The sequence below is a fragment of the Pseudomonas sp. 273 genome (genome assembly GCF_029201425.1).
Classification (GTDB): domain Bacteria; phylum Pseudomonadota; class Gammaproteobacteria; order Pseudomonadales; family Pseudomonadaceae; genus Pseudomonas; species Pseudomonas delhiensis.
In genome coordinates this window covers 5981421-5994117 of the sequence record NZ_CP116775.1, presented here as the reverse complement: position 1 = coordinate 5994117, position 12697 = coordinate 5981421, and the positions used below count along the sequence as shown (strand labels likewise).

Genomic DNA, 12697 nt, shown 5'->3' with positions numbered 1-12697 from the left:
AGTACGCAAATGCTGCAACCTAAGCGTACGAAGTTCCGCAAGCAAATGACCGGTCACAACCGTGGCCTGGCTCATCGCGGTAGCAAAGTCAGCTTCGGCGAGTTCGCTCTCAAGGCGACCAGCCGTGGCCGTCTCACCGCGCGTCAGATCGAGTCCGCACGTCGTGCGCTGACCCGTCACGTAAAACGTGGCGGCAAGATCTGGATCCGCGTATTCCCCGACAAGCCGGTTACCAAGAAGCCCCTGGAAGTACGTATGGGTAAAGGTAAGGGCGGCGTCGAGTACTGGGTAGCCCAGATTCAACCGGGCAAGGTCCTGTACGAGATCGAGGGTGTATCCGAAGAGCTGGCGCGTGAGGCATTCGCCCTGGCTGCTGCAAAGCTGCCGCTCGCCACCTCCTTTGTTAAGCGGACGGTGATGTGATGAAAGCGAATGAACTTCGTGAGAAATCCGTGGAGCAGCTGAACGAGCAACTGCTCGGCCTGCTGCGCGACCAGTTCAATCTGCGCATGCAGAAGGCAACTGGCCAGTTGGCGCAGTCCCACCTGCTCTCGCAGGTGAAGCGCGACATCGCTCGCGTCAAAACTGTGCTCAATCAGCAAGCAGGTAAGTGAACATGGCTGAAGCTCAGAAAACCGTCCGTACGCTGACCGGCCGCGTCGTCAGCGACAAGATGGACAAGACCGTCACCGTTCTGATCGAGCGTCGCGTCAAGCACCCGATCTACGGCAAATACGTGAAGCGTTCGACCAAGCTGCACGCCCACGACGAAACCAATCAGTGCCGCATTGGTGACCTGGTCACCATTCGCGAAACCCGTCCGCTGGCCAAGACCAAGGCCTGGACCCTGGTTGATATCGTCGAGCGCGCGGTGGAAGTCTAAGGGTCGGAGATAGATAATGATTCAGACTCAATCCATGCTCGATGTCGCTGACAACAGCGGCGCGCGTCGCGTAATGTGCATCAAGGTGCTCGGCGGTTCCCACCGTCGCTACGCCGGCATTGGCGACATCATCAAAGTCACCGTCAAGGAAGCGATTCCGCGCGGCAAGGTGAAGAAAGGCCAGGTCATGACTGCCGTGGTCGTTCGCACCAAGCACGGCGTTCGTCGCACCGACGGCTCCATCATCCGCTTCGACGGTAACGCCGCCGTCCTGCTGAACAACAAGCAGGAGCCGATCGGCACCCGTATCTTCGGGCCCGTGACTCGTGAACTTCGTACCGAGAAGTTCATGAAGATCGTCTCGCTCGCCCCTGAAGTGCTGTAAGGAGTAGCCGTCATGCAAAAAATTCGTCGTGACGACGAAGTCATCGTCATTGCCGGCAAGGACAAGGGCAAGCGTGGCAAGGTGCTGAAAGTTCTCGCTGACGACCGTCTGGTCGTTGGCGGCGTGAACCTGATCAAGCGCCACACCAAGCCCAACCCCATGCTCAACCAGCAAGGCGGGATCGTCGAGAAGGAGGCGCCTCTGCACGTCTCCAACGTCGCCATCTTCAACCCGGAAACCAGCAAGGCTGACCGCGTTGGCTTCAAGGTAGAAGACGGTAAGAAGGTTCGTGTCTTCAAGTCGACCCAGAAACCGGTCCAGGCTTGAGGGAGTAGGTAGATACCATGGCACGATTGAAAGAACTGTACCGGAAGGAAATCGCGCCCAAGCTGAAGCAAGAGCTTCAGCTGGCGAACGTGATGGAAGTTCCGCGCGTTACCAAAATCACCCTGAACATGGGTCTTGGCGAAGCTGTCGGTGACAAGAAAGTCATCGAGAGCGCCGTGGCCGATCTGGAAAAGATCGCAGGCCAAAAGCCGGTCGTGACTTACGCTCGTAAGTCCATCGCCGGCTTCAAGATCCGTGAAGGCTGGCCGATCGGCGTGAAGGTCACCCTGCGTGGCGACCGCATGTACGAATTCCTGGACCGCCTGCTCGCCATCTCGCTGCCGCGCGTGCGTGACTTCCGCGGCCTGAATGCCAAGTCCTTCGATGGCCGCGGCAACTACAGCATGGGCGTGAAAGAGCAGATCATCTTCCCGGAAATCGATTACGACAAGATCGATGCTCTGCGCGGCATGGACATCACTCTGACCACCACCGCCCGTACGGATGATGAAGGTCGCGCTCTGCTGCGCGCCTTCAACTTCCCGTTCCGCAACTGATTGGAGTAGGACCATGGCCAAAGAGAGCATGAAAAACCGTGAGCTGAAGCGTCAGCGCACGGTAGCCAAGTACGCCCAGAAGCGTGCCGAGCTGAAAGCGATCATCGCTAATCCGAACTCCTCCCAGGAAGAGCGTTGGAATGCGCAGGTCGCCCTGCAGAAGCAACCGCGTGACGCGAGCGCCAGCCGCCTGCGTAACCGTTGCCGCCTGACCGGTCGTCCGCACGGCTTCTACCGCAAGTTCGGCCTGAGCCGTAACAAGCTGCGTGAAGCCGCCATGCGCGGCGACGTACCGGGCCTGGTGAAAGCCAGCTGGTAAGTCGGCAAGCGGAGCCGGCAACGACTCCGTTGATCGCTTAACGAATCAAGCCCCCTCGTGGGGCTTGATTCGTTTTTGAGCGATCTCTAGAATACCCGGCTCCCCCGAGCCAGGGGTTTATCTCGCCTGGTCTTTTGTGGGTGAGTTTCGTTAAGGCTTATCTTTTGTATCAGGAGCATTAAGCCCATGAGTATGCAGGACCCGTTAGCAGACATGCTAACTCGCATCCGTAATGCCCAGATGGCTGAAAAGACCGTCGTGAGCATGCCGTCTTCCAAGCTGAAGGCGGCTGTAGCCAAAGTCCTCAAGGACGAAGGCTACATTGCGGACTTCCAAGTCAGCGCCGAGGCCAAGCCTCAGCTTTCCATCGAGCTGAAGTACTTCGAAGGCAAGCCTGTCATCGAAGAAGTGAAGCGCATCAGCCGTCCTGGCCTCCGCCAGTACAAGTCCGTAGATCAGCTGCCGAAAGTTCGCGGCGGTCTGGGTGTATCGATCGTCTCCACCAACAAGGGTGTGATGACTGACCGTGCCGCCCGTGCCGCAGGCGTCGGTGGCGAAGTGCTCTGCACTGTGTTCTAAGGGGAATCAGCATGTCTCGCGTTGCTAAGAACCCCGTCAAGCTGCCCGCCGGTGTCGAAATCAAGCTGGCTGGCCAGGAACTCTCGGTCAAGGGCTCCAAAGGCTCCCTCGAGCTGAAGGTCCATCCGTCCGTAGAAGTCATCCAGGACAACGGTGAGCTGCGTTTCGCCGCCCGTAACGGCGACCAGCAGACCCGCGCCATGGCCGGTACCACCCGCGCCCTGGTCAACAACATGGTGATCGGCGTCAGCCAGGGCTTCGAGCGCAAGCTCCAGCTGGTCGGCGTTGGTTACAAAGCGCAGGCCAAAGGCCAAGTGCTGTCCCTGGCTCTCGGCTTCTCCCACCCGGTTGATTACGAACTGCCCGCCGGCATCATCGCTGAAACCCCCAGCCAGACCGATATCCTGATCAAGGGCATCGACAAGCAGCTGGTCGGCCAGGTCGCCGCGGAAATTCGCGACTTCCGTCCGCCGGAGCCTTACAAAGGCAAGGGTGTGCGGTATTCCGACGAAGTCGTACTTCGTAAAGAAGCCAAGAAGAAGTAGGGCATAGCAAATGAGCGTCAAGAAAGAAACCCGTCTGCGTCGCGCTCGCAAGGCACGCCTGAAGATGCGCGAGCTGGAAACCGTACGCCTTTGCGTGTACCGCTCCTCCCAGCACATTTACGCCCAGGTCATCGCGGCCGACGGCGGCAAGGTCCTGGCCAGCGCCTCGACCCTGGACAAGGAACTGCGCGAAGGTGCCACCGGCAACGTCGACGCAGCCAAGAAAGTTGGTCAACTGGTCGCCGAACGCGCCAAGGCTGCCGGCGTCACTCAGGTGGCGTTCGACCGTTCTGGCTTCAAGTACCACGGCCGTATCAAGGCCCTGGCTGATGCCGCTCGCGAAGGCGGTCTGGAGTTCTAAGTTATGGCAAACAACGATCAAAAGCGCGACGAAGGCTACATCGAGAAGCTGGTTCAAGTTAACCGCGTCGCCAAAACCGTAAAAGGTGGCCGTATCTTCGCCTTCACCGCGCTGACCGTGGTTGGCGATGGCAAAGGCCGTGTTGGCTTCGGTCGTGGCAAGGCACGTGAAGTGCCGGCCGCCATCCAGAAGGCCATGGAAGCTGCTCGCCGCAACATGATCCAGGTGGATCTGAACGGCACCACCCTGCAGTACCCGACCAAGTCCGCCCATGGCGCCTCCAAGGTGTACATGCAGCCGGCTTCCGAAGGTACCGGCATCATCGCCGGCGGCGCCATGCGTGCCGTCCTGGAAGTGGCCGGTGTGCAGAACGTTCTGGCCAAGTGCTACGGTTCGACCAACCCGGTCAACGTGGTATACGCCACCTTCAAGGGCCTGAAGAACATGCAGTCCCCTGAGTCGGTAGCGGCCAAGCGTGGCAAGAGCGTCGAGGAGATTCTCTAACCATGGCAACTGTCAAAGTTACCCTGATCAAAAGCCTGAACGGCCGTCTGGCCAATCACAAGGCTTGCGTCAAAGGCCTGGGCCTGCGTCGCATCAATCATACCGTCGAAGTTCAGGACACTCCTGAGAACCGCGGCATGATCAACAAGGCCTACTACCTGCTGCGTGTGGAGGGTTAATCCATGCAACTGAACGATCTGCGTTCCGCGCCGGGTGCCCGTCGCGAGAAGCTGCGTCCGGGCCGTGGCATCGGTAGCGGTCTGGGCAAGACCGGTGGCCGTGGTCACAAAGGTCAGACCTCTCGCTCCGGCGGCACCATCGCCCCGGGCTTCGAGGGTGGCCAGCAGCCGCTGCACCGCCGTCTGCCGAAGTTCGGCTTCAAGTCCCTGAAAGCCCTGGATCGCGCCGAGGTTCGTACCTCCGAGCTGGCCAAGGTCGAAGGCGAAGTCGTCACCGTGCAGGCCCTGAAGGATGCCAACGTGATCAACCGCAACGTACAGCGCGTCAAAGTCGTGCTGTCCGGTGAAGTTGCCCGCGCGGTCACCCTGAAAGGCATCGGCGCCACCAAGGGCGCTCGTGCGGCTATCGAAGCAGCTGGCGGCAAAATCGAGGACTAAATGGCTAAGCAAGGTGCTCTCTCTGCGCTGAGCAACGGTGGCGGTCTGTCCGAGCTCTGGGCACGTCTGCGTTTCCTGTTCCTGGCGATCATCGTCTATCGGATAGGTGCGCACATCCCGGTTCCGGGCATCAACCCCGATCGCTTGGCGGCACTGTTCCGGCAGAACGAGGGGACCATTCTTAGCCTCTTCAACATGTTTTCCGGCGGCGCGCTGGAGCGCATGAGCATCTTCGCACTGGGGATCATGCCGTACATCTCGGCATCGATCATCATGCAGCTCATGACCGCTATCAGCCCGCAGCTGGAGCAGTTGAAGAAAGAGGGTGAGTCTGGGCGTCGCAAGATCAGCCAGTACACCCGCTACGCAACGCTCGTCCTGGCACTGGTCCAGGCCATCGGCATGGCCGTTGGTCTGGGCAGCCAGGGCGTGGCCTTCTCCAATGACTTCGGCTTCTACTTCGTGGCAGTCACCACCTTCGTGGCGGGTGCGCTGTTCATGATGTGGCTGGGCGAGCAGATCACCGAGCGGGGCGTCGGCAATGGTATCTCCATGCTGATCTTCTCCGGGATCGTCGCCGGCCTGCCGCGCGCTATCGGGCAGTCCTTCGAGTCCGCCCGCCAAGGTGACATCAACATCTTCGCCCTGATCGCCGTAGGCCTGCTGGCCGTCGCGATCATCGCGTTCGTGGTGTTCATCGAGCGCGGTCAGCGCCGCATCGCCGTGCATTACGCCAAGCGCCAGCAAGGTCGCAAGGTGTTTGCCGCGCAAACCAGCCATCTGCCGCTGAAAGTGAACATGGCGGGCGTGATCCCGGCCATCTTCGCCAGCAGCATCCTGCTGTTCCCGGCGTCCCTGGGCGCCTGGTTCGGTCAGTCGGAGGGCCTGGGTTGGCTGCAGGACGTCGCGCAAGCGATCGCGCCGGGGCAGCCGCTGAACATTCTGCTGTTTAGTGCAGGGATCATCTTCTTCTGCTTCTTCTACACAGCGCTGATGTTCAATCCCAAGGACGTGGCGGAAAACCTCAAGAAGTCCGGTGCATTTATTCCGGGTATTCGTCCGGGCGAACAGTCCGCTCGCTACATCGATGGCGTGCTGACCCGTTTGACCATGTTCGGTGCCCTGTACATGACGGCGGTGTGCCTGTTGCCCCAGTTCCTGGTGGTGGCTGCTCACGTTCCGTTCTACCTCGGCGGGACCTCGTTGCTGATCGTGGTCGTGGTTGTGATGGACTTTATGGCCCAAGTACAATCGCACCTCGTTTCTCACCAGTACGAATCCCTCATGAAGAAAGCCAACCTGAAGGGTTATGGCGGCAGCAGCATGCTGCGCTGACCGGCCCGTAAGGTTAGTAGGAGTCACTGATGAAAGTTCGTGCATCGGTTAAGAAGCTGTGCCGCAACTGCAAGATCATCCGTCGCGAAGGCGTCGTTCGCGTGATCTGCAGCGCGGAGCCGCGTCACAAGCAGCGCCAAGGCTGAGTGTGAACCACGCGTTATAGCCCGGCAGCTAGTGCGCTGCCGGGTTGATTATTTGTTATTACAGCGCTAATATCCGCGCCCTTTCTTGGCTTCCTGGGCGCCGGGTAGCTGTCAATTGGAGTTTTTCTGAATGGCCCGTATTGCAGGCGTAAACATTCCGGATAACAAGCACACTGTTATCTCGCTGACCTACATCTATGGTGTCGGTCGCACCACCGCACAGAGCATCTGCGCTGCCACCGGCATCAGCCCGGTAGTGAAGATCAAGGAACTGAGCGAAGAGCAGATCGATTCGCTGCGCAACGAGGTGGCCAAGCTGACCACCGAAGGTGACCTGCGCCGCGAAATCAACATGAACATCAAGCGTCTGATGGACCTCGGTTGCTACCGCGGTCTGCGTCATCGTCGCGGTCTGCCGGTTCGCGGTCAGCGTACCAAGACCAACGCGCGCACCCGCAAGGGCCCGCGTAAGCCGATCCGCAAGTAATCGCTTAGGAATATAGTCATGGCAAAACCTGCTGCTCGTCCTCGTAAGAAAGTCAAAAAGACGGTGGTTGACGGGATCGCGCATATCCACGCGTCCTTCAACAACACCATCGTTACCATCACCGACCGTCAGGGCAACGCCCTGTCCTGGGCCACTTCCGGTGGTTCGGGTTTCCGCGGCTCGCGTAAGAGCACCCCGTTCGCTGCCCAGGTAGCGGCCGAGCGTGCCGGCCAGGCTGCTCTGGAATACGGTCTGAAGAACCTTGACGTCAACGTCAAAGGCCCGGGCCCGGGTCGCGAATCGGCTGTTCGTGCGCTGAATGCCTGCGGTTACAAGATCGCCAGCATTACCGACGTAACCCCGATCCCGCACAACGGCTGCCGCCCGCCGAAAAAGCGTCGCGTGTAATAGGAGACAGTGAGAAATGGCTCGTTACATTGGTCCCAAATGCAAACTGTCTCGCCGTGAAGGCACCGACCTGTTCCTGAAGAGCGGCGCTCGCGCTCTGGACTCCAAGTGCAAGGCCGAACAGGTTCCTGGCCAGCACGGCGCTCGCCGTGGCCGTCTGTCCGACTACGGTCTGCAGCTGCGTGAGAAGCAGAAAGTTCGCCGCATCTATGGTGTTCTGGAGCGTCAGTTCCGTGGTTACTACCAAGAGGCTTCCCGCCGCAAGGGCTCCACTGGTGAGAACCTGCTGCAACTGCTGGAATGCCGTCTGGACAACGTCGTCTACCGTATGGGCTTCGGTTCCACCCGTTCGGAATCCCGTCAGCTGGTGTCCCACAAGACCATCAGCGTGAACGGTCAGACCGTCAACATCCCGTCCTACCAGATCAAGGCCGGTGACGTCGTTGCTGTTCGCGAGAAGTCGAAGAACCAGCTGCGTATCGCCCAAGCCCTGGACCTGTGCGCCCAGCGCGGCCGCGTTGAATGGGTCGAAGTGGACGCCGACAAGAAGTCCGGTACCTTCAAGAGTGTTCCGGCTCGCGCCGATCTGTCCGCCGACATCAACGAAAACCTGATTGTCGAGCTCTACTCCAAGTAAGGGCTAGAAAATAGGTGCATCCATGCAGAGTTCGGTAAATGAGTTCCTGACCCCCCGCCACATCGATGTGCAGGTGGTCAGCCAAACCCGCGCCAAGATCACGCTCGAGCCTCTCGAGCGTGGCTTCGGCCATACCCTGGGCAACGCGCTGCGTCGCATCCTGTTGTCCTCCATGCCTGGCTGCGCAGTGGTCGAGGCCGAGATCGACGGCGTACTCCACGAGTACTCGGCGATCGAAGGTGTGCAGGAAGATGTCATCGAGATCCTGCTCAACCTGAAAGGTCTGGCCATCAAGCTGCACGGCCGTGACGAAGTGACGCTGACCCTGGCGAAAAAGGGCTCGGGTGTGGTGACCGCTGCCGATATTCAGCTGGATCATGATGTCGAGATCGTCAACGGTGACCATGTTATCGCCCACCTGGCCGATAACGGCGCGCTGAACATGAAGCTGAAAGTCGCTCGTGGCCGTGGCTACGAGCCGGCTGATGCCCGCTCGAGCGATGAAGACGAAAGCCGCAGCATCGGCCGTCTGCAGCTCGACGCCTCGTTCAGCCCCGTACGTCGTGTTGCCTACGTGGTCGAGAACGCCCGTGTCGAACAGCGTACCAACCTGGACAAGCTGGTCCTCGATCTGGAAACCAACGGCACCCTGGACCCCGAAGAGGCTATCCGTCGCGCCGCTACCATCCTGCAACAGCAGCTGGCAGCGTTCGTGGACCTCAAGGGCGACAGCGAGCCCGTCGTTGAAGAGCAGGAAGACGAGATCGATCCGATCCTGCTGCGTCCGGTCGATGACCTGGAGCTGACCGTTCGTTCGGCCAACTGCCTGAAGGCGGAGAACATCTACTACATCGGTGACCTGATCCAGCGCACCGAAGTAGAGCTGCTGAAAACTCCGAACCTGGGCAAGAAGTCCCTGACCGAAATCAAGGACGTCCTGGCCTCTCGCGGTCTGTCCCTCGGTATGCGCCTCGACAACTGGCCGCCGGCAAGTCTTAAGAAAGACGACAAGGCTACTGCCTGATCGTCGTAGCTACCGAACGTAAAGTTTGGAAAGGAATTGAACCATGCGCCATCGTAAAAGTGGTCGTCACCTGAGCCGTACCAGCTCGCACCGCAAGGCCATGTTCCAGAACATGGCTGTGTCGCTGTTCGAGCACGAGCTGATCAAAACCACCCTGCCCAAAGCCAAGGAACTGCGCCGCGTTGCCGAGCCGCTGATCACCCTGGCCAAGGAAGACAGCGTCGCCAACCGTCGTCTGGCTTTCGACCGTACTCGTTCGAAAGAAGCCGTAGGCAAGCTGTTCAACGAGCTGGGCAAGCGCTACGCCAACCGTCCGGGCGGCTACCTGCGCATCCTCAAGTGCGGTTTCCGCGCTGGCGACAACGCCCCCATGGCGTACGTCGAGCTGGTTGATCGTGCTGTAGGCGGCGAAGCGGTTGAAGCTGCCGAGTAAGGCGAAAGCCACTCGTGAAAAACCGGGCCCAGGCCCGGTTTTTTATTGCCCGCCGGAAATGTATCTCGTTCCCTTCGGCCCCATGGTCCACGTGCCTGGTGAGGCGCTGCCGCGCCGTCGGGACTATCCTCGACTTGACGCGGATCATGGTCGTCGAGGAGCCAATTCTCTTCAATTCCTCATCGGATTCATGGAGCTGACTGATGCAAGGCCATGCTGAAGTAATCGACTACCTCAATACCCTGCTGACTGGCGAGCTGGCCGCGCGTGACCAGTACTTCATCCACTCGCGCATGTACGAGGACTGGGGGTTCGCCAAGCTCTACGAGCGCCTCAACCACGAGATGGAAGAGGAAACCCAGCACGCCGATGCCCTGATCCGCCGCATCCTGCTGCTGGAGGGCACGCCGCGCATGCGCCCCGACGATATCCACGCGGGCCGTACCGTGCCGGAGATGCTCGAGGCCGACCTCAAGCTGGAGCGCCAGGTGCGCGCAGCCCTGGCCAAGGGCATCGCCCTTTGCGAGCAGCACAAGGATTTCGTCAGCCGCGACATCCTCAAGACCCAACTGGCCGACACCGAGGAAGACCATGCCTACTGGCTGGAGCAGCAACTCGGGCTGATCGCCAAGATAGGCCTGGAGAACTACCTGCAGTCGCAGATATGAGGTTCCACCCGCACTGAAAGAAGCCCCTCGCGCCCGCCGGACGCAGGGGCTTTTTTGTTGCCACTACGCGCTGCCGGGAGGATTGCAGTGCTGTATTGCCGCTGTTCGGGACGCTATCAGGCGCGGTTCTGGTAAGAGATAAAAACTATCGCACCGTTGCTTTTCATAAATTGGTCCCTCCAGCGGAGCGGTACTAGTCTTAACCCACCGTCGGCAAGCTGTCGATCAGACCGACCCGATGAGGACAAAGGAGAAAGCAATGTCGAATGAAGCGAAATGCCCGTTCCATTATGTTGCTGGTGGCGGCACCACCAACCAGGACTGGTGGCCGAATCAACTGAAGCTGGAAGTGCTGAACCAGCATTCGGAAAGATCCAACCCGTTGGGTGAGAAGTTCAACTATCGCGACGAGTTCAAGAAACTCGACTACTCGGCCCTGAAGGCCGACCTGAAACACCTGATGACCGACTCCCAGGAATGGTGGCCGGCCGACTGGGGCCACTACGGCGGCCTGATGATCCGCATGGCCTGGCACGCCGCCGGGACCTACCGCATCGCCGACGGCCGCGGCGGCGCCGGCCGTGCGCAACAACGCTTCGCACCGCTGAACTCCTGGCCGGACAACGTCAGCCTGGACAAGGCGCGGCGCCTGCTCTGGCCGATCAAGCAGAAATATGGGCAGAAGATTTCCTGGGGCGACCTGATGGTGCTCGCCGGCAACGTGGCCCTGGAAACCATGGGTTTCCGTACCTTCGGTTTCGGCGCCGGCCGTGACGATGTCTGGGAGCCGGACACCGACGTCAACTGGGGGGACGAGAAAGCCTGGCTGGTGCACCGCGACCCCGAGGCCCTGGCCAAGAACCCCCTGGCCGCCACCGAGATGGGCCTGATCTACGTGAACCCGGAAGGCCCGAACGCCAGCGGCGACCCGCTCTCGGCCGCGCCGGCCATCCGTGCGACCTTCGGCAACATGGCGATGAACGACGAGGAAATCGTCGCCCTGATCGCCGGTGGCCATACCCTCGGCAAGACCCACGGCGCCGGCCCGGCCGATAACGTGGGCGCGGCACCCGAAGCCGCCTCCATCGAGCAGCAGGGCATCGGCTGGGCCAGCAGCTACGGCTCCGGCAGCGGTGCCGACGCCATCACCTCCGGCATCGAGGTGGTGTGGACGCAGACTCCCACCCAGTGGAGCAACTTCTTCTTCGAGAACCTGTTCAAGTACGAATGGGAGCAGACCCGCTCGCCCGCCGGGGCCATCCAGTGGGTCGCCAAGGACGCGCCGGAGATCATCCCCGATCCCTTCGACCCGTCGAAGAAGCGCAAGCCGACCATGCTCACCACCGACCTGACCCTGCGCTTCGACCCCGAGTTCGGAAAGATCTCGCGGCGCTTCCTCAACGATCCGCAGGCCTTCGCCGACGCCTTCGCCCGCGCCTGGTTCAAGCTGACCCACCGCGACATGGGGCCGAAGGCCCGCTACCTCGGCCCGGAAGTGCCGAAGGAAGACCTGATCTGGCAAGACCCGCTGCCGCCGGCCACGCACAACCCCAGCGCCGCGGACATCGCCGAGCTGAAGGCGAAGATCGCCGAGTCCGGCCTGTCGACCGCCGAGCTGGTGTCCACCGCCTGGGCCTCGGCCTCCACCTTCCGCGGTGGCGACAAGCGCGGTGGTGCCAATGGCGCGCGCATTCGCCTGGCGCCGCAGAAGGACTGGGAAGTCAACAACCCGCCGCAACTCGCCAAGGTGCTGGCCAAGCTCGACGAGATCCAGAGGAGCACCGGCAAGGCATCGCTGGCCGACGTGATAGTGCTGGCCGGCAACGTGGGCGTCGAGCAGGCCGCCAGGGCTGCTGGCGTGAATGTCGACGTGCCCTTCGCACCGGGCCGTGTGGACGCTCGCCAGGACCAGACCGACGTCGAATCCTTCGAGGTGCTGGAGCCCATCGCAGATGGCTTCCGCAACTACAAGAGCGCCAATCCCGGTACCTCCACCGAGGCACTGCTGGTCGACAAGGCCCAGCTGCTGACCCTGACCGCTCCGGAGCTGACTGTGCTCGTCGGCGGCCTGCGCATGCTGGGTGCCAACTACGATGGTAGCGCCCACGGCGTGTTCACCGACAAGCCCGGCGTGCTCAGCAACGACTTCTTCGTCAACCTGCTGGACATGGGCACCGTCTGGGCGCCTGTGGACGGCTCGGCGGAAGTCTTCGAAGGCCGCGCCCGCAAGGGCGGCGAACCGAAGTGGACCGCCACCCGTGCCGACCTGATCTTCGGTTCGCACTCGGTGCTGCGTGCGCTGGCCGAGGTCTACGCCAGCAGCGATGCCAAGGAGAAATTCGTCAGGGACTTCGTCGCCGCCTGGACCAAGGTGATGAACCTGGACCGCTTCGACCTGGCCTGATGTTCGTCGGCTGAAAAGAGAAAGCCCCGCTTCGCAGACTGTGTGAAAACCTAGCAGTCTGAGTGCAAGCCCAAGACA

22 protein-coding genes are annotated in these 12697 nt (G+C 60.9%); all 22 read left to right on the top strand.

What is annotated here, in order from left to right; genetic code table 11:
• Window positions 1–9: 9 nt before the first annotated feature.
• The 22 genes from rplP (at window position 10) to katG (ending at window position 12619) form a co-directional block, all read left to right on the top strand.
• Window positions 10–423, top strand: coding sequence for a 50S ribosomal protein L16 (gene rplP / locus PKO50_RS27435; protein WP_009617163.1), 414 nt, complete (start codon window positions 10–12; stop codon window positions 421–423).
• On the top strand, window positions 423–614 hold the full coding sequence (gene rpmC / locus PKO50_RS27430; protein ID WP_009617164.1) for a 50S ribosomal protein L29: 192 nt from the start codon (window positions 423–425) through the stop codon (window positions 612–614). Before rplP ends, rpmC begins: the two co-directional genes overlap by 1 nt.
• Window positions 615–616: 2 nt before the next feature.
• Window positions 617–883 carry a 30S ribosomal protein S17 gene (gene rpsQ, locus PKO50_RS27425; RefSeq protein WP_009617165.1) on the top strand — a complete coding sequence of 89 codons (267 nt, stop codon included), beginning with the start codon at window positions 617–619 and terminating at the stop codon, window positions 881–883.
• Between the two features lie 16 nt (window positions 884–899).
• Window positions 900–1268, top strand: coding sequence for a 50S ribosomal protein L14 (rplN, locus tag PKO50_RS27420; protein WP_003093714.1), 369 nt, complete (start codon window positions 900–902; stop codon window positions 1266–1268).
• 12 nt (window positions 1269–1280) lie between these two features.
• Window positions 1281–1595: a 50S ribosomal protein L24 gene (gene rplX / locus PKO50_RS27415; protein ID WP_009617167.1), complete on the top strand. Its 315-nt coding sequence runs from the start codon at window positions 1281–1283 to the stop codon at window positions 1593–1595.
• 17 nt (window positions 1596–1612) lie between these two features.
• The gene (gene rplE, locus PKO50_RS27410) at window positions 1613–2152 is read left to right on the top strand and encodes a 50S ribosomal protein L5 (protein WP_089393439.1); all 540 of its coding nucleotides are present in this window, start codon (window positions 1613–1615) and stop codon (window positions 2150–2152) included.
• Between the two features lie 13 nt (window positions 2153–2165).
• Entirely contained in the window at window positions 2166–2471 is a 306-nt protein-coding gene (gene rpsN / locus PKO50_RS27405; protein WP_009617169.1) for a 30S ribosomal protein S14, read from the top strand.
• Window positions 2472–2657: 186 nt separating this feature from the next.
• Window positions 2658–3050, top strand: coding sequence for a 30S ribosomal protein S8 (gene rpsH / locus PKO50_RS27400; RefSeq protein ID WP_109935921.1), 393 nt, complete (start codon window positions 2658–2660; stop codon window positions 3048–3050).
• Between the two features lie 11 nt (window positions 3051–3061).
• Window positions 3062–3595 (top strand): 50S ribosomal protein L6, encoded by a 534-nt coding sequence (gene rplF / locus PKO50_RS27395; protein WP_109935922.1) that lies wholly within the window; start codon window positions 3062–3064, stop codon window positions 3593–3595.
• Between the two features lie 10 nt (window positions 3596–3605).
• A complete protein-coding gene (rplR, locus tag PKO50_RS27390; protein ID WP_109935923.1) occupies window positions 3606–3956 on the top strand; it encodes a 50S ribosomal protein L18 in 351 nt (116 codons plus the stop codon).
• A 3-nt stretch (window positions 3957–3959) separates the two neighbouring features.
• The gene (gene rpsE, locus PKO50_RS27385) at window positions 3960–4460 is read left to right on the top strand and encodes a 30S ribosomal protein S5 (protein WP_009617173.1); all 501 of its coding nucleotides are present in this window, start codon (window positions 3960–3962) and stop codon (window positions 4458–4460) included.
• 2 nt (window positions 4461–4462) lie between these two features.
• The gene (rpmD, locus tag PKO50_RS27380) at window positions 4463–4639 is read left to right on the top strand and encodes a 50S ribosomal protein L30 (RefSeq protein WP_009617174.1); all 177 of its coding nucleotides are present in this window, start codon (window positions 4463–4465) and stop codon (window positions 4637–4639) included.
• A 3-nt stretch (window positions 4640–4642) separates the two neighbouring features.
• Window positions 4643–5077 (top strand): 50S ribosomal protein L15, encoded by a 435-nt coding sequence (rplO, locus tag PKO50_RS27375; RefSeq protein WP_009617175.1) that lies wholly within the window; start codon window positions 4643–4645, stop codon window positions 5075–5077.
• Window positions 5078–6412 (top strand): preprotein translocase subunit SecY, encoded by a 1335-nt coding sequence (gene secY, locus PKO50_RS27370; protein WP_009617177.1) that lies wholly within the window; start codon window positions 5078–5080, stop codon window positions 6410–6412.
• 29 nt (window positions 6413–6441) lie between these two features.
• Window positions 6442–6558, top strand: a complete 117-nt coding sequence (gene rpmJ, locus PKO50_RS27365; RefSeq protein WP_002555468.1) for a 50S ribosomal protein L36 — start codon at window positions 6442–6444, stop codon at window positions 6556–6558.
• A gap of 130 nt (window positions 6559–6688) precedes the next feature.
• A complete protein-coding gene (rpsM, locus tag PKO50_RS27360; protein WP_074985975.1) occupies window positions 6689–7045 on the top strand; it encodes a 30S ribosomal protein S13 in 357 nt (118 codons plus the stop codon).
• An 18-nt stretch (window positions 7046–7063) separates the two neighbouring features.
• Window positions 7064–7453, top strand: coding sequence for a 30S ribosomal protein S11 (rpsK, locus tag PKO50_RS27355; RefSeq protein WP_003093689.1), 390 nt, complete (start codon window positions 7064–7066; stop codon window positions 7451–7453).
• Between the two features lie 16 nt (window positions 7454–7469).
• Window positions 7470–8090, top strand: coding sequence for a 30S ribosomal protein S4 (rpsD, locus tag PKO50_RS27350; protein WP_109935924.1), 621 nt, complete (start codon window positions 7470–7472; stop codon window positions 8088–8090).
• Window positions 8091–8112: 22 nt separating this feature from the next.
• Complete coding sequence (gene rpoA / locus PKO50_RS27345) at window positions 8113–9114, top strand: DNA-directed RNA polymerase subunit alpha (RefSeq protein WP_009617182.1); 1002 nt, start codon at window positions 8113–8115, stop codon at window positions 9112–9114.
• Window positions 9115–9157: 43 nt separating this feature from the next.
• Complete coding sequence (gene rplQ / locus PKO50_RS27340) at window positions 9158–9547, top strand: 50S ribosomal protein L17 (RefSeq protein ID WP_089393437.1); 390 nt, start codon at window positions 9158–9160, stop codon at window positions 9545–9547.
• Between the two features lie 203 nt (window positions 9548–9750).
• Window positions 9751–10215 (top strand): bacterioferritin, encoded by a 465-nt coding sequence (bfr, locus tag PKO50_RS27335; RefSeq protein ID WP_275627800.1) that lies wholly within the window; start codon window positions 9751–9753, stop codon window positions 10213–10215.
• A 259-nt stretch (window positions 10216–10474) separates the two neighbouring features.
• A complete protein-coding gene (katG, locus tag PKO50_RS27330) occupies window positions 10475–12619 on the top strand; it encodes a catalase/peroxidase HPI (protein ID WP_275627799.1) in 2145 nt (714 codons plus the stop codon).
• The last annotated feature ends 78 nt before the right edge of the window (window positions 12620–12697 follow it).